The sequence below is a fragment of the Bacillus cereus group sp. MYBK95-2 genome (assembly GCF_051915225.1).
GTDB lineage: Bacteria > Bacillota > Bacilli > Bacillales > Bacillaceae_G > Bacillus_A > Bacillus_A cereus.
In genome coordinates this window covers 119,127-135,895 of record NZ_JBQAEH010000006.1, presented here as the reverse complement: position 1 = coordinate 135,895, position 16,769 = coordinate 119,127, and the positions used below count along the sequence as shown (strand labels likewise).

Genomic DNA, 16,769 nt, shown 5'->3' with positions numbered 1-16,769 from the left:
AATTTATTAGTGTTAAAATCGATACATAGTGAAAATACAATATAAAAGGAGGACTGTTAACACTAGATTCCACAATCTAATGTGTTAAAAACAAATATGAAAAAGAAATTTTATAGTGTTTTAACTCTCTCTCTTGCATTACAAACTGTTCTTGCACCTACTTATTCATTTGCAGAGAGTGCTGAAAAATCCGCCGAAGTATATACGGAGGATCAAGTTTTTAAAAGTATTAAGGAGCATGTTAATGAGCATAGTACTCATGAAGAAGATATCGAGGTTACTGGCCAATTCCTACTATACACTTCAAAAAAACATTCATTATATACCGCGAATGATTTAAAAAACAAATCGAATATCGAGATTACAGAACAAGTCGTAACGGCGACAAAGAAAAAAGGAAATGCTTACTACATAACGACGTCAACTGGCGCTGGATGGATAGATAACAATGATAATAGCTTAGAAGTTCAAGAGATTCATAAACTATCTAACCAAAAATTAATCGTAAAAGAAGAAGCTTCCATACATGCACTTCCGTTCCAATCGTTTAAAGAAGAAGGGAAACTAGAGCCACAAGTCATTACTCCTACTGAACAAGCTGGAAATTGGTTTAAAGTCCAAATAAACGAAACAGCAAAATGGATTTATGCACCTTCTGCTACATTTGAAGGTACAAAAGCTTCATTATTAAAAAACAGTCGTACTGCTAAAAACAGTTTATTGAGATCGCCAGAAGCTCTACAAACAAACAATATTTATGGCGTTACATTTAAAGAAATGATTGTCCCAAAAGGAAATGACGATATTCGACCTGGCTACCCGATGGTGCCTAAATATATTACGATTCACGAAACGGCTAATACAGCGAAAGGTGCTAATGCTCTAAATCATGCAAAATTCTTAGATAATCAAGCACGCGGAACAGCTGATCGCGCCGCATCTTGGCATTTCACAGTAGATGATAAAGAAATTTATCAACATCTTCCGGTAAATGAAGTTGGATGGCATGCTGGAAATAAAACTGGAAACTATGAATCTATCGGAATTGAAATTGCCGTTAATCAAGATGGAAACTATGAAAAAGCGGTAGAAAATGCCCGTAAATTGGCAGCTTATTTAATGAACGACTTAAATATTTCTCTAGATAAGGTCCAAAAACACCAATTTTGGTCAGGAAAAAACTGCCCTGCGTTTATGATTCAACGCGGACAATGGGATGCTTTCTTAAAAGGAACTGAAACATACTATAAAGAAAATCAAAAAAATCCAGTAACTGATGACATTACAGGTGGCTGGTATGAACAAGACATTCGTCAATTAGCAGCTAGAGGCATTATGCAAGGAGAAGGAAACGGCAAGTACTTCCCAGAACGTCTTGTAACGCGTGCTGAATTTGCTACATTAATTACTCGTGCTTTACAATTACCAAGTGGAAATGCTAATTTCACAGACTTAGAACAAGTACACCCATCGTTACGAGACGGTATTAATCGTGCAGCAAGCGCAGGCATAATCCGCGGACGTGGTGATAATACATTTGACCCAAATACTACAATTACACGCGAAGAAGCTGTTATTATGATCGATCGTTCTCTAAAACACGCTGGTATTTTTGCAAAACAAGTTGAACTACCATTCGTAGACCAAAACTTAATTTACGCTAAAGAAGAAGTACAAAGAGTGTATGGATACGGAATTGTAAAAGGTAATGAATTGAATCAATTCGTACCAAAAGGACCATCACAACGTGCTCACGCAGCTGCATTTATAAACAGAATGCTTAGCGTAATTGAAGCTTAAAATATTTATCATTCCTATAGATATTTTCATTTTATCTGTATTCACTTAAAAAGGCATCAGAGATTGTATAATCTCTGATGCCTTTTATATATCTATTAGCTATTTTTAGCCATGAATCTTAAACGTATTCCTAGTAACAGAAGCATAAAACCGATGAATGGAACGTAATTCGTATTGTGTCCTGTAGCTGGGAGTTGTTGATTATTAGAAGAACCTTGTCCTTGTTCTGGTAAATTAGGTTTTTCTACTCCCTCACCTGGCTTTTCTGTTCCTTCACCCGGCTTTTCTGTTCCTTCACCCGGCTTTCCTGTTCCTTCACCTGGTTTTCCTGTTCCTTCACCTGGTTTTCCTGTTCCTTCACCTGGTTTTCCTGTTCCTTCACCTGGTTTTCCTGTTCCTTCATCAGGCTTCTCTGTTCCTTCACCTGGTTTTTCCGGATCTTTATCTGTATCTTTTTTATTTGTAATTTGAAGCTTTACAACTTCAATTTTTTCATTAGAAATCGTAAATTTCATTTCCTTATCGGATAAAGTATATCCTTCTGGCGCTTGGATTTCTTTTAAAGTGTAATCTCCTGGTTCTAACTTCTTAGAAGTCGCTTTACCGCTCTTATTTGTTGTTAATGTGTCGATTTTTATTCCGTCTTTCCAAATTTCAAACACTGCGCCTGCTAATGTTTTATTTGTATTATTAGCATCTACCTTTGTAATTTCTAATTGACCTGTAATTTCTTCTTTTACTTTTTCATTCATAACTTCTTGTTTTACTACTTCGTTCGCTACAACATTTACTTCTACTGTTACTTCTAACGCCTTATAACCTTCCGGCGCTTTCGTTTCTTCTAACGTATACTTTCCTGGCACTAAGCTTTCGAATTTCACAACGCCGTCTTTATTCGTTGTTTTCGCTTCTCCAACTACTTGACCAGCTTCGTTCTTTAATTTAAATTCCGCACCTGCTAGAACTTTTCCACTCTCTGCATCCTTTTTGATTATTTGTAAGCTTCCTAGTTCTTTTGCGTTTTCTATTTGTACTTCTACTACTTTGTCTGCTTCCACAACGACTTCAATTTCTTCTTTTAACAACTTATATCCTTGTGGTGCTTTCGTTTCTTTTAATTTGTATGTTCCTGGCTCTAATTTCCGAGAAATTACTTTACCAGTTTTATCTGTTCGTAACGTATCTACTTTTTTACCATCCTTATACACTTCGAATTCTGCATCTGATAATACTTTCGTTTTATCTTGAGCATCTACTTTTACGATTTCGAATTGCCCAAGGCTCTTACCGTTCGTTACTTTTACATCAATAACTTTTTCACCGTCAACTGTTACATGAATTATTTGTTTTGTTAACTCATAACCTTCTGGTGCTTTTGTTTCTTCTAACGTATATTCACCTGGCACAAGTCCGTCTACCTTAACCGTTCCAGACTTATCTGTTGTAATTCCTTCTTTTACAACATTTCCTTTCGCATCTTTCAATGTAAATTCTGCTCCTGCTAAGCGTTTCGTTTGATCTTTATCATCCATTTTAATAATTTGTAGAGAACCTAAGATTTTTTCGTTTTCTGCCTCTACTTTTACTACTTCTTTCTCGTTTTGAATTGTTACTTTCCATTCTTTATTTAAAAGCTTGTAGCCCGCTGGTGCTTTCGTTTCTTTCACTGTGTATTCACCTAGCGGTAATTTCGGTGACATCACTTTTCCACTCTCATCTGTTTTCAGTTCCGCTACCTTTTTACCATCTTTATACACTTCGAATTCTGCACCTGATAACAATTTCGTTTTATCATTCGCATCTACTTTCACAATTTCGAATTGACCTGTTACTTTTTCATTCGTAACTTCTTGATTTACTACTTCGTTCGCTACAACGTTTACTTCTACTATCACTTCTAGCGCTTTATAACCTTCCGGCGCTTTCGTTTCCTCTAACGTGTACTTTCCTGGCACTAAGTTTTCGAATTTCACAACACCGTCTTTATTCGTTGTTTTCGCTTCTCCAACTACTTGACCAGCTTCATTTTTCAATTTAAATTCTGCACCTGCTAGAACTTTTCCACTCTCTGCATCCTTTTTGGTTACTTGTAAGCTTCCTAGTTCTTTTGCGTTTTCTACTTGTACTTCTACTACTTTGTTTGCTTCCACAACGACTTCAATTTCTTCTTTTAGCAATTTATATCCTTGTGGTGCTTTCGTTTCTTTTAATGTGTACTTTCCTGGTTCTAATTTCTGAGAAACTACTTTACCAGTTTTATCTGTTCGTAACGTATCTACTTTTTTACCCTCTTTATACACTTCGAATTCTGCATCTGATAATACCTTCGTTTTATCTTCCGCATCTACTTTCACAATTTCAAATTGACCTGTTACTTTTTCGGGAATCTTTTTATTCACCACATCTACAGTCAATACTTTATTAGCCTCTACATCAACAGAAACTGAACTAGATGATAATTCATACCCTTTCGGTGCTTCTACTTCTTTTAATGTATAGCTTCCAACTGGAAGTCGTTTCGATAAGGCTTCACCTTTATCATCTGTAACAATTGTTTCCACAACTTTCCCATCTTTATCGATAACATCAAATTTTGCACCTGGCAGAAGTTGACCGGATTCACTATCTTTTTTCAATAATTTAAATTGGCCATTCTCTACTTTTTTCGTATTCTTCATAACAAGTTCAATTACGTTTGTATTATCAATTGTTACTTTGACTGGTGTATCAACTTTTATATATCCTTCTGGTGCATTTATTTCTTTTACAAAATAGTCACCAAGTGGTAAATCTTTAACTTCCGCAATACCCTTTTCGTTTGTTGTAACAGTAGCCACAACGTTATTATCTTTGTCTATAACATCAAATTTTGCGTCTTTTAAAACAATATTTTCATCGTTTTCATCAACTTTTTTAATTTGTAAATGTCCTTTTTCAGCTGCTGGTTTATTCCATTTTGGCCAGTTAAATTTAAAGTTATGAACCTCAAAACCATCTCTTTGGTGTAATCCTCCAACATAGGCTTGTCCATTAATAGAACCACCTTTTGTTTCTACAACTGCATTAGGTGCAAACACACTACCTACTACACCATAACCTTTAGTTGTTATCTTTGTAGCATTAGGAAATACCCAAATTACCTTACTAGCTAACTCAGTAAAAGATGAATTAGGGTCGTATGCTTGAGATGTATTAATTAAATCCGTCGCCATCCCAGTATTTCTTGTATCATATAAAATTGCACCGCCACCAAAACTCACTTCTTCTGCATCTGAATAAATAACAATAAAGTCTTTATTCTCTACATTCGGAAGAAAAACGTCTTTTACATCGAATGCTTTCTTTCCCGTCTGGCCTGAAGAGACATAAATATTAGGGTTGTTTGCATCTTCACCGATTCCAAAGCTCATATTAGGTTTTGGCTTATCAGTGTGTAGTTTACTTGCATCCCCAATTACACCATCAACGTCTTTTCTAAATTCTTTAAACTTAGCATCAATCTCCGCTTGCTCTTTATAAGAGATACGGTCATATGACGTTTTCATTGCGCCATCTGGATCACCGTCTTTTGTCATCGCCACTGTTCCATCTTGAATAATTACTTGTCCTGCTCCCGCTTTCGTAAATTGACCGCCTAGTAATAATGATGGATATCCTTCATCTACCCAAGTTGCTCCAGCTAAGTTATTTGCTCCAGTTGCAGCCGCTACGACTGTATAACTTGATGCGTTCATATTTTTCTGAACAGCCATCGCACCTTCAATATCAGCACTCGTTGCACTATGATCTCCAAAAATGATGGCGTTGTAATAAGATACATCACCTAAACCTTTTAACTCTGTTGTAGCTGCCTCTGCTTTAAATGGTAAATGGATTAAAAAATTCATACATATTAGTAATACAACTATTAAACTACTACTTAACTTTTTAATTTTTTGATTAAATGATTTCCTCAAGAAATTCATTCCCCCTTTTAAACTTCCTAAAATCACAAAAAGAAGTACATTTCATATGTACCAGGTCTTACTCACATTAACTTAAAATAATCCATTTAAATACAACAAAGGAACGCTACAACTACTTAATAAAATTACTACAATTCATTTTTGAAATAATACGTGAACTAAACTGTCATGCGGAAATACTTTTACGTATGGGAGCCCAATAAAATTAATCTGAAGAATATTTCATGTGGTGTAACTATTTTGACAACATCCTTCACTTTACATTAGTTTTCTAAAGGATTCAAGTGAATTGTATAGATTTCATACACAATTCACATTTTAAAACGTTTTCATTCATTTTAATAAGCTCAACAAAAAACGTAGCCAAAAAGCTACGTTTTTCTTTCATCGTTTCGGTGTATTTTTATGATTCTTCAAAAACGGAAGCGGGAACTGCTTACGGAAATGCTCTTTAATCATGTACTCTACACCGTTTTCACTATTTGAACGTGTAATCCAATCGGCTGCTTGCTTTAATTCTACAGGCGAGTTCCCCATCGCTACCCCAAGTCCCACGTTTTCAATAACCTCTAAATCTTCCATACTATCTCCAATCGCAACCATTTCATTTAGCGAAATATTTAAATGCTCTCCAAGCAATTGTAACCCGCGTAACTTTGATACATTTTGCGGTAAAATTTCTATTCGTTTTGAATCACATTCAACATACTCTACATCTTGGAACGCTTTTCTTAATGTATTTAGCCCGCGTTCTTTTTCACCTTTAGTTTGGAAAAGAACATCAATTTTTGGCGCCGCTACCGGATGGTCACGAAGCGCGTCACCTAACGAATCTACAAATTGAACTGGATAAAATAACGGATCTGCGCTTGATAATACAGTGCGCGCAATTAAGTTTGGTGTATTTCTCTCACGATTTCCTATCGAAAACCGTTCATGAGAAATACGTACGTTACAATCAAAGTGCTCTAACACTTGCACAATGTTAAAAGTCTTCTCTTCAGACAATCTTCTTTGAACGTACGGCTTATCTAACGTTGCTGAAACGAAAGCACCACCATGTGTCACTAATATAGAATCTAATTTTAACGCCTTTGCTACTTTATGAGCGGATTGAAAATTACGACTCGTAAATAACGTAACGTATACATCTTTTCTTTTCACAAATTCAATTGTTTCTCTTAATCCTTTTGCAATTTTTCCATTGTTGTATAGTAGTGTCCCATCTATATTAAGAGCTAGTAAGCGATAAATCATGTCGCACTCCCCCTCTTCGCTGTTGTACTCTATCCATAATTTATGAAATAAATGTAGCAAATAGAACGAGTTAGAATTACTACTGAAAATTTGGTTTACTATATACATATACACTTAGCAAAGGAGATAGTACAATGCAGGCACCTCCTTCTTTTTATGAAGGCGATACGTTAGAAGTCGCAAAAAAATTACTCGGGCAAAAACTTGTTCATATTGTAGACGGAATAAAGCGAAGCGGAATCATTGTAGAAGTAGAAGCATATAAAGGCCCGGATGATAAGGCCGCACATAGTTACGGAGGCAGACGGACAGATCGCACAGAAGTTATGTTTGGTGCACCAGGGCATGCTTACGTATATTTAATTTACGGTATGTATCATTGCTTTAACGTTATTACAGCGCCAGTGGGCACCCCACAAGGTGTTCTCATTCGAGCTCTTGAGCCGGTAGATGGAATAGAAGAAATAAAACTAGCGCGCTACAATAAGACCGAAATTACAAAAGCGCAGTACAAAAATTTAACGAACGGTCCTGGCAAACTATGCCGTGCACTTGGCATCACTTTAAAAGAACGCGGTGTATCGTTACAAAGTGATACGTTACATATTGAATTAGTTCCAAAAGAAGAACACATATCATCACAATATAAAATAACAGCAGGACCTCGTATTAATATCGACTATGCAGAAGAAGCTGTACACTATCCGTGGCGTTTTTATTATGAGGGACATCCGTTTGTTTCAAAAAAATAAGCGATATCAACAATTTTTCAAATATATCTATCGTAACTTACAATATATCAACGGTTCGACAAGAAATATCGATTTATCGACAAATAATAACATTACGAATAAAAGAAGACTGTTCCAAAATGGAACAGTCTTTCCCTCTTACTCTGCACCTTCCGCAGTTGCAATATTAGCCTCTAAATTTTCTCTTGATAATTCAGCCGCCATAAAATCAGCTGTTTCTGGAAGTGCTAAATGCATATGAGCTTTTTGACAAATTTGGATGGTACAGTTTTCTATAACATAGTCGAAAACATGTCCGCCCCCGCTTCTTTCATCATCAATGTAATGTAAGTGGAATCCAGCTACCCCAATACCTTGCGCATAATCTGGTGTCCAAAATCCAGCAAGCGTACCTTCTGTATTTTCAAATGAAAAGATTGGTTGTGATTTCGTCACTTCAACGAGCGGTGTATACGGTTTTTCTTGTCTTGGAACAGTTCTCGTCCTTACTTCACGGAACGTACCGTCCATTCGAATACCGTAAAACAAGTTTTTACTTGGCATTAATTCATGTAATAACGCTTCAACTTCTTCACGATTCATCGGACGCTCTACCGTATAACTCATTTCTTTTTCAAAAAACGTTACAGTCGCAAATGGCGTTGTTTCTTCTGGCTCTACTTTTTCCGCTGAACCGTCTGAACGTAAATGATAAAATTCATTATCAAATGCAATCATTTCACCATCTAATTGATCAAATGTGCCGATGCCGAAATCACCATGTTTTTTCAAATCTTCAAAGCTAATCACACCATCATATATACCATCTAATAGCGCAAGCATTGTAGATGTTTGATATACTTCATTACTCGTTTTCGTTCTTTTTGCATCAATATCAATTAATTGCGCAACAGTCATCTCAAATCTGCCTCCATTAGTTTAATTGGTTTGGTAATAATTTTTCGCTTAATTTAATGTTGTCACGATAGTCAATTGGAATATCAATAATGACAGGACCATCTGCTGCTAGCGCGGATTTTAACACACCTTCTAATTCATCAGGCGTGTTAACACGAAGACCTAACGCCCCGAAACTTTCCGCATATTTCACAAGATCAACATCGCCAAACTCTGTAGCTGATGTTCTGCCGTATTTCATCATTTGTTGGAATGCAACCATATCATATGTGCCGTCTCTCCAAACAAGATGGACGATTGGAGAATTTAAACGTACCGCCGTTTCTAACTCCATCGCTGAGAATAAGAAACCACCGTCACCTGATACGGAAACTACTTTTTTACCTGGTTCTACTAAAGTAGCTGCGATTGCCCAAGGAAGTGCAACACCTAACGTTTGCATGCCGTTACTAAATAATAATCTACGTGGTTCATAAGAACGGAAACATCTCGCCATCCAAATAGAATGGGAACCGATGTCACATGTAACAGTTGTATCGTCACTAATTAAAGAACGAAGTGTACGAATCACTTGAAGTGGATGCGTAACACCTTCTGCAGGACGATTTGGAACTTCTGCTTGTTCTGATAATTTTGCGCGTAATCGTTCTAATACCGCTTCTGATTTCGTACTTAATACAAGTTTCGGTAATTTCTCCGCGATGCTATTTACCGTTAAAGCAATATCACCAATTAATTCACGCTCTGGCTGGTAATCATGGTCGATATCTGCTTGATGGTCGTCAAGATGAATAATCGTTCTGTCGCCAAGTTTATTCCAGAACTTTGGATCATACTCGATTGGATCATAACCGATAGAAATAACAAGGTCTGCTTCTTCTAGTAAAATATCACCTGGTTGGTTACGGAATAATCCAACGCGGCCAAAGAAATGATCTTCTAACTCACGTGAAATCGCACCAGCTGCTTGATATGTTTCAACGACAGGAAGTTCTGTATCCGCAATTAATTTACGAACAGCTTTCGTCACTTCATTTGTGCTCGCTCTCATACCGAGTAAAATAACTGGTAATTTCGCTGATTTTATTTTTTCTACTACATATGTAATATCATTTGTGGGAGCGATTCCAAGCTGTGGCTTAGAAAGCGCACCGATAGACTCTACAGTTGTTTCCGCAGTCATAACGTCTTGCGGAAGACTTACTAAAGTAGCTCCCGGATTTGTGGAAGTCGCACTTCGAAATGCATTACTAAGTGCTTCTGGCACATTATCAGGATGCTCTACTTCTACGCTATATTTTGTGATTGGTTCGAATAGTGCAGCATTATCCATAGATTGATGCGTACGTTTTAATCGATCCGTACGCGGTACTGCACCAGCTAAAGCAACAACGGGATCACTCTCCGCATTCGCAGTAACAAGACCTGTCGCTAAATTTGATGTCCCTGGTCCTGAAGTTACAAGACATACGCCCGGTTTCCCTGTTAATCTACCAATAGCAGCTGCCATAAATGCTGCATTTTGTTCATGACGACAAACGATTAACTCTGGTCCTCTTTCTTGCAATACATCAAATACAGAGTCAATCTTTGCTCCTGGAATACCGAAAACATGTGTAACACCTTGTTTAATTAAACAATCAACAACAAGATCTGCTCCTTTTGTTTTTGTCTTCACGTCGTTTACTTTTACACCTGTACTCAAACTAATCATTCCTTTGTTTCATAATTTGTGTAATAAAGATTTTAACTTCACCTAGTTAATTAATGTGGTGAAGTATCATTTATCATTATATTACAAATGCATTATTTTTCCAACAATATGAATTCGATATTATTTTGACAAGATTTAAAGAATGCGCTTACAACCTTTTGTTTATCTTAAAATAACATTTTTATATCTCTTCTAAAAATGTACAAAAATACTTCCACCTATTCACATTATTAACAAATTTATAGTACCTTGCAAAGAATAATAGCAAGTGATATATTTGTAAATAATGGAATAACCATTATTTGGAATGTTATTTACGATTAGTATATCGCCTTTCAAAAAGTAAATATAGATTGTGTGTGCTGTTTAGAAAAAAGATAGGATTCTCAGCTGTAATTTATCATTTTATAAAGGAAAGTGATTGTTATGAACAAAAGTGAATTTTTAGAGCAACTTAGTTCTTCCCTACGGAATATGCCTAATTTAGAAAAGGAGGATATTATCTCGGAGTACGAAACTCATTTTATTAGTGGTAAACAAGATGGAATATCTGAAGAGAAAATTTCTAAAAAACTAGGAAACCCTAAAACTATCGCTAAAGAACTTAACGTTTCATATGCAATAAGCAACGCTGACAATAGGCGCAGCCTAAAAAACATTATGACAGCACTGTTTTCTGTTATGAGCTTAAGTCTTTTAAACTTTATATTTATCATTATCGCCTTTTTCGTATTACTCTTTCTATTACCGCTTCTTCTAGCACTTATCATTGCTACACCATTATTAATTATTTCACCTATCTTATTAATAGGATTAGGATTCTTTAAAGGGTTTCATCAAATCAGTTATTCCGATGTTTATAATGTATTTATAGCTTTTTGCGTCGGTTTACTCATATCCGTCATATCCTATCAAATGGTAAAACATCTATATGCACTTTTAGTAAAGTATTTGAAATGGAATATTGCTATTTTACAAAGACACTAATGAATGTAAAAGGAGATTAAAATGAAGAAATATACTTTATATTCACTCATGCTACTTACTCTTTTATTTCTATCAGCTTGTTCAAACAGTGTACAACCTAAGGAAGAAAACGATGTACAATCTATTAAAGATGTTGCTATTAAAGTTCCAGAAAATATATTTAGTTCCTCAAAGAAAAACGAAACTATTAGTGAAGACGAAATGAAACAAAATATAAAAAATTATATAGATTATAGTTGGGAGTTATCTGAAAATATTATCCCTCTCGCTTCAACAAATTCTGATAAGAATTTCACGGAATCTGACCGAGAAAAATTACAAAAACTAATTGATTTAGCGAAACAAAACGATATGAATTTCCATGAGTTTATTAGTAATAATAATTTACCTACTGATTATAAAAAACCTTCAAAAGAAATCTATGCATTTATGTCATCATCTACGGATATTTTCGTAGAGCTAGATCAAGAATTAGACAAACTCACCCAAGATGGTAACTTATTCAAAGCCAATTTTTCTTTTACAAAACGCCTTGAGAAAATAAATGGGAGGAAACAAAAAGAGATTGAAACGTTTTTGAACGAAAAAAATATTAAAACTTCAATTAACAGCAATAAAAAAAATTAACAGATATGTTACATATCCCTTTCAAAATAACCAATAAGAAATGGCTATTTTGAAAGGGAGTTTTTGTGGTATAACTATTAAATTCCCTAAACAAAAAAGACACTCCTAAACTAGGGGCGTCTTCCACTATTACGCTTGTTGTTGCGCGCTATATAATTCTTCAAGTGGCTTCATGATAATTTTGTTAACGTCACCGATTACAACGTTTAGGCGTTGCTCAGTTTCCATTAATTTTGTAATTTTAGCATCTTGTTGAATGCGAGCTACAACTTCTTGTGCTTGTTGGTTGTCTTCTTCAGTGATTTCTTGGCCTTGCATCATTTTCTGTTGTAGGCTAAGTTGCATTGTACGGAACTCATCGAATAAGTTCTTTGAAGCTGTGTCAGCTTGAACTGCTGCGTAGCTCTCTTTTAAAGTTTTGAAGTCTTCGTTTTCAGCGATTGCTTTTTGTAATTCATATGCAACATCATGAATGTTCTTTGTCATTTTATTTTTCCTCCTTTAGAAGGCTAGCGCTTTTCACTCGCACTGCCTTTTACGTGCATTTACATACGCACCTCTTCTTACCATATCAAACTATGCAAGAGATGTGAAGAAATTTCACTTTTATTTCTATGTACTCACCTTATTATCTAAGAAACAATAGTAACAATCCTTGTACGAGCCCGATCATTCCGCCTAATAACGCTCCTAAATACGTAATCATTTTCAATTCGTTTTTCGTAATAGACAGAACTAAGTCTTCTAATCTTTCTGTTGAGAATGTAGACACTTCTTGCTGGACAATTTCCGCAAGGTGTAGATTATTTAGTATACTCTCTACATTTTCTGTTCCCCACTTTAAGCCTTTCGCTACTGCACTTGGAACCACTTTTTCAATAATTGTTTCTCGAACTGGTTCACATACTTGCTGAACAGATTGATTTAAAAACTTACTCACTGTTTCCTCTACTCTAACTGCTGACAGCACGGAGCTTACAATCATTTCTTTCTCTACAAATGCTTCTAATTCTTTTACATCTCTTCCTTTTAACTTTTCCCACTCTTTTTGTAGTACGTCAGTTAAAAGCTGCTTTGTAGCATCTTGCCCTAAAAACTTAATAACTTCTGGCTGCACACGATCCACAACACTTACATTTCCTAAAAACATCCCAACTAAGTTAAGTAGCGTTCCACGAGAAGCAAAGAAATCATCAATCATTTTTGAAAGACGCGCTTTCCCTTCTTCACTTTCAAAAAAGCTAATTCCTCGCTCTAAAATAAACGCAGAGGCATTCGGAATCGCATTCTCTATCTTTTCATGTACAGAATGAGGTAAAGCCTGTTCCCATGTATATGTATAATACTCTGCTAAAAATGCATGAATTTTTTCTGTAATAACATGTTCGATTTTTCGAGTCGCTTCTTCTTCTACATGCGCTACATTCCATTTTTCTAACATATGTCGCAGTGATTGTTCATTCGTAATTACTTTATCCACTTCCACTTGCGCCCAGTGAATTAAACCTTTTTGAAACTCTTCATTTGTTAGCTTTTTTCCAATTCCTTCTGGTGTTAACAAATGTTCTACAACCATTTTTCCTAATTGAACAGCAAGTTCATCACGACGCTTCGGAATTAACCCTGGTGTAAATGGAACTTGAAACTTTCCGATATAAATAGGACGATGAGGACGAAATAACATTTTTATCGCTAAATGATTCGTGTATCTCCCAATAATTGCTCCGAGTCCTGTCGTCGTTAACATATTTAACCATATATTCATTACAATCAACCTTTCACTTCTCCAAAACTATAGCATATCATCATACGGACAAAAGTATAATGGTATAAAAACGTATTTGCAATATATAGCTTCGCCTATTATGCAAATAGTAGTAAAGGAGTGATTTCGTTGGTTCTCGGCCTTTTAACTTCTAAACTTCATTATGAGCAAACGTATTACACCGAAATCGCTAAACGCGCTCGGCTTTATCATAATGTCGTTGCCCAGTTTACGCCATTTTGTATTGATTCTAAAACAGACCTTGTTTCTGGTCTTATTTACGATACAGATACAGGAAAATGGAAAGAGCAAACATTCCCTATTCCTTCTTATATATATGATCGTTATTCTTTTCACGAGGAAACAGACTTTGAAAAAGCAAAATCAATTATTCACTCTTTGCACAACCGTCCTTCCACTACCTTTTTAAATAACACACTTATTAACTTAAGTGAACTACATGATTTATTTCTTACTAATAAAAAACTGTCTCCTTATATACCCAAATTTGAAGTGGCAACGATACAAAACATTTTCAAATTGTTGTTAAAATCTAAAGATATTATTATACGCCCCACTAATATACATTCTAAAGATAACTTATATCGAGTCGCTTACAAAAATAAAACGTTTCATATCGATACAGTAAATGAAAAATACCATACTTCTCTTTCAATCAAGCGGACAGATGAATTTATATCTTGGTGTAAATCTAACATACGTTCATCACGCTACATATTGCATACCATGCTACAACCACCAAATCAATTAACATACCCACTCCACATTCGAACTATTTTGCAAAAAAACAAAGAACAAACTTGGAATATTATCGGTCAATTTATACAAAAAAGTTCAGTTCCTAATCAACTTTTACCCTCAGCAACAGACTATGATTCATTGCATTCATTTTCAAAAATTAAATACGTACTATCTAGTACAGGTGTGCAACTATTGCAAGACGCTTTACACGACATTATAAATGAAGTATTCCAAACACTAGATCAGTCTTATTCTTCATTATTCGAACTAGAACTTTCCACAATTATGGATCAAAAAGGCGCAATTTGGCTTATGTATGTCAACACGATTCCTCCTTACGAACAATACATTCGTCATAGTGATTCATTAGCTGAAAAGATATTTCACGGACCACTTAAATTCAGTCGCTTTACACCATAATGAAAGGAGGTAAACCTATTTTGAAAGAGCATATATATACATTAAATATTTCAGATGACCATCCAAATAGCATTACTTTACCTTACGTTTTTTCTATTACACCGCCTATTACATCTCTCTCCTTCGGCATACGTCATATTGCAAGTGAAGAGGTGAAAATTCATTATTCCTTTACTCGCGAAATTATTATCGGAAAGCATATTGCCGAAAAACTTTTACTGCCTCAATCAACTACTATTCATGCATTTACACAAAACCAAACAATTATTTTCGGACCATTAATCGGCATTTTTACAACTGGCTTTAATGATGATTCTTCTAACCCTTTAGGAAATCGTTCAATTGCTCTGAGTGAGTTGTTAACACCACCATTCTCATTACGACCGTTCGTATTCGTCTTTGGCGTTCAACATATACACTGGGAAGAAGAAACGATTGAAGGATATTTCTTTCAAGAGAAACAATGGATAAAGAAAAAAGTCCCTTTACCAAATGTCATTTACGATCGCTTACCGAATCGGCAAGCGGAAAATTATAAACCAATCGTCAGGGCAAAAAGAAAATTAGAACAAGACTACTGCATTCCATGGTTTAACCCAGGTTTTTTCAATAAATGGGAAGTTCATCAACTTCTTACGAAAGACGAATCAATTAAACCCTTATTACCAAATACAGAAGCATTTCAGCATTTTGAACAAGTAGAACGGTTTCTTGGCACGTATAAATCAGTGTACATGAAACCAATACACGGGAGCTTTGGTAGAAATATTCATCAAATATTTTATTCTCAAACAGAGAATTGCTACTACTGTCGTTATCGCGAAAATGAAGAAAATAAACTGAGAAAGTATCAATCATTAGAAACGCTTCTAAACCACGTATTAAAAGGACATGATTTAAAAAAGTTTATCGTACAGCAAGGTATTTCGTTACTTCGCTTCGATGGGCAACCTGTTGATTTCCGCATTCATACAAATAAAAACCATTTCGGTAATTGGATAGTTAGTGCAATCGTCGCCAAAATCGCCGGCAAAGGCAGTTTAACAACGCACGTAAATAGTGGCGGTGATACAAAATTATTACAAGAGCTTTTTCCAGATTCAACGAAACAAGTTCAAATTGAAAATAAATTAAAACATACTGCCTTACAAATAAGTTACGCGCTCGATAAACAAGTAACTGGAAATATTGGAGAAATCGGTTTTGATATCGGTTTAGACACAAAGGAAAATCCGTGGCTCTTTGAAGCCAACTCTAAACCTGGGCGAACTGTATTCCAAGATAAAAAATTAAAAGAGCAAAGTGAACTGACGCGCCAGTTATTTTACGAATATGCCGTCTACTTAACTGAACATTCTTTACGTGATACAAAAGAAAAAATGTCTCAAATAAAATCAGGGGCTTCATCAAACACCGAACATATCCCTTCTCCTATGATTCACTCACAAATACAAAAACAAAAACTTCCACCTAGATAATAAGGTGGAAGTTTTCTATTTACACAAGTTTTACTACAACCTCAGTTTCCACGTTACATACTCTGCAATAAAAAATATGATTGCAATATTCATTTGAATTATTATGCGTTAAACCATCTACTGCACTTAATAACTCTTGATCCATATAGGCACTATAATCGTCTATGTAATCTACAGACTTCCCATAATCTTGGAGTATACTTTGGCAATTTTGACAAGAATATGTTTGTGATTCTAATGCGTTGCAAAGCGGGCAGATCCCCATCATGATTCCTCCATACGTTATCGTTTATAAGCCTCTCTTTTTTAGAGTGAAGAGAGCAACCTATCCAGACATAGGAGCGC

13 protein-coding genes are annotated in these 16,769 nt (G+C 35.4%); 6 read left to right on the top strand and 7 right to left on the bottom strand.

From position 1 onward, the window contains the following. The first annotated feature begins 96 nt into the window (after positions 1-96). Positions 97-1,800 carry an S-layer homology domain-containing protein gene (locus ACTFN4_RS20100; RefSeq protein ID WP_002164626.1) on the top strand — a complete coding sequence of 568 codons (1,704 nt, stop codon included), beginning with the start codon at positions 97-99 and terminating at the stop codon, positions 1,798-1,800. 95 nt (positions 1,801-1,895) lie between these two features. Here ACTFN4_RS20100 and ACTFN4_RS20095 read toward each other — a convergent pair whose 3' ends face one another. Together ACTFN4_RS20095 and ACTFN4_RS20090 are read right to left on the bottom strand one after the other, a co-directional pair. Next, a complete protein-coding gene (locus ACTFN4_RS20095; RefSeq protein WP_439962701.1) occupies positions 1,896-5,756 on the bottom strand; it encodes a SpaA isopeptide-forming pilin-related protein in 3,861 nt (1,286 codons plus the stop codon). A gap of 393 nt (positions 5,757-6,149) precedes the next feature. After that, on the bottom strand, positions 6,150-7,022 hold the full coding sequence (locus ACTFN4_RS20090; RefSeq protein WP_000640431.1) for a Cof-type HAD-IIB family hydrolase: 873 nt from the start codon (positions 7,020-7,022) through the stop codon (positions 6,150-6,152). A gap of 134 nt (positions 7,023-7,156) precedes the next feature. On the opposite strand from ACTFN4_RS20090, the gene ACTFN4_RS20085 reads away from it, so the two are divergent. Beyond that, complete coding sequence (locus ACTFN4_RS20085) at positions 7,157-7,774, top strand: DNA-3-methyladenine glycosylase (protein WP_001148797.1); 618 nt, start codon at positions 7,157-7,159, stop codon at positions 7,772-7,774. Between the two features lie 138 nt (positions 7,775-7,912). Here ACTFN4_RS20085 and alsD read toward each other — a convergent pair whose 3' ends face one another. Beyond that, complete coding sequence (alsD, locus tag ACTFN4_RS20080; RefSeq protein ID WP_439962700.1) at positions 7,913-8,671, bottom strand: alpha-acetolactate decarboxylase; 759 nt, start codon at positions 8,669-8,671, stop codon at positions 7,913-7,915. A 16-nt stretch (positions 8,672-8,687) separates the two neighbouring features. Beyond that, complete coding sequence (alsS, locus tag ACTFN4_RS20075; protein ID WP_074554189.1) at positions 8,688-10,376, bottom strand: acetolactate synthase AlsS; 1,689 nt, start codon at positions 10,374-10,376, stop codon at positions 8,688-8,690. A gap of 435 nt (positions 10,377-10,811) precedes the next feature. On the opposite strand from alsS, the gene ACTFN4_RS20070 reads away from it, so the two are divergent. Beyond that, positions 10,812-11,372, top strand: a complete 561-nt coding sequence (locus ACTFN4_RS20070) for an HAAS signaling domain-containing protein (protein WP_074554191.1) — start codon at positions 10,812-10,814, stop codon at positions 11,370-11,372. Positions 11,373-11,393: 21 nt separating this feature from the next. Further along, positions 11,394-11,999: an NDxxF motif lipoprotein gene (locus ACTFN4_RS20065; RefSeq protein WP_074554193.1), complete on the top strand. Its 606-nt coding sequence runs from the start codon at positions 11,394-11,396 to the stop codon at positions 11,997-11,999. Positions 12,000-12,128: 129 nt separating this feature from the next. Here the strand turns inward: ACTFN4_RS20065 and ACTFN4_RS20060 are convergent, their stop codons facing one another. Both ACTFN4_RS20060 and ACTFN4_RS20055 read right to left on the bottom strand, forming a co-directional pair. After that, a complete protein-coding gene (locus tag ACTFN4_RS20060; protein WP_000164614.1) occupies positions 12,129-12,485 on the bottom strand; it encodes a YlbF/YmcA family competence regulator in 357 nt (118 codons plus the stop codon). Between the two features lie 142 nt (positions 12,486-12,627). Beyond that, positions 12,628-13,764, bottom strand: a complete 1,137-nt coding sequence (locus ACTFN4_RS20055) for a DUF445 domain-containing protein (protein WP_439962699.1) — start codon at positions 13,762-13,764, stop codon at positions 12,628-12,630. A gap of 129 nt (positions 13,765-13,893) precedes the next feature. Between ACTFN4_RS20055 and ACTFN4_RS20050 the strand changes: the two genes are divergently transcribed. Both ACTFN4_RS20050 and ACTFN4_RS20045 read left to right on the top strand, forming a co-directional pair. Beyond that, positions 13,894-14,946: a YheC/YheD family endospore coat-associated protein gene (locus ACTFN4_RS20050; RefSeq protein ID WP_439962698.1), complete on the top strand. Its 1,053-nt coding sequence runs from the start codon at positions 13,894-13,896 to the stop codon at positions 14,944-14,946. 20 nt (positions 14,947-14,966) lie between these two features. Then, positions 14,967-16,424 carry a YheC/YheD family endospore coat-associated protein gene (locus tag ACTFN4_RS20045; protein ID WP_439962697.1) on the top strand — a complete coding sequence of 486 codons (1,458 nt, stop codon included), beginning with the start codon at positions 14,967-14,969 and terminating at the stop codon, positions 16,422-16,424. A 19-nt stretch (positions 16,425-16,443) separates the two neighbouring features. On the opposite strand, the gene ACTFN4_RS20040 is transcribed toward ACTFN4_RS20045, so the two are convergent. Then, on the bottom strand, positions 16,444-16,689 hold the full coding sequence (locus ACTFN4_RS20040) for a hypothetical protein (protein ID WP_000510476.1): 246 nt from the start codon (positions 16,687-16,689) through the stop codon (positions 16,444-16,446). Positions 16,690-16,769: the final 80 nt, after the last annotated feature.

Excerpts from the sequence above, each read along its gene's own strand:
- ACTFN4_RS20055 (WP_439962699.1), bottom strand. The coding sequence starts at position 13,764 with ATGAATATATGGTTAAATATGTTAACGACGACAGGACTCGGAGCAATT.
- ACTFN4_RS20060 (WP_000164614.1), bottom strand. The coding sequence starts at position 12,485 with ATGACAAAGAACATTCATGATGTTGCATATGAATTACAAAAAGCAATC.
- ACTFN4_RS20070 (WP_074554191.1), top strand. The coding sequence starts at position 10,812 with ATGAACAAAAGTGAATTTTTAGAGCAACTTAGTTCTTCCCTACGGAAT.
- alsD (WP_439962700.1), bottom strand. The coding sequence starts at position 8,671 with ATGACTGTTGCGCAATTAATTGATATTGATGCAAAAAGAACGAAAACG.
- ACTFN4_RS20065 (WP_074554193.1), top strand. The coding sequence starts at position 11,394 with ATGAAGAAATATACTTTATATTCACTCATGCTACTTACTCTTTTATTT.
- ACTFN4_RS20090 (WP_000640431.1), bottom strand. The coding sequence starts at position 7,022 with ATGATTTATCGCTTACTAGCTCTTAATATAGATGGGACACTACTATAC.
- ACTFN4_RS20085 (WP_001148797.1), top strand. The coding sequence starts at position 7,157 with ATGCAGGCACCTCCTTCTTTTTATGAAGGCGATACGTTAGAAGTCGCA.
- ACTFN4_RS20040 (WP_000510476.1), bottom strand. The coding sequence starts at position 16,689 with ATGGGGATCTGCCCGCTTTGCAACGCATTAGAATCACAAACATATTCT.
- ACTFN4_RS20100 (WP_002164626.1), top strand. The coding sequence starts at position 97 with ATGAAAAAGAAATTTTATAGTGTTTTAACTCTCTCTCTTGCATTACAA.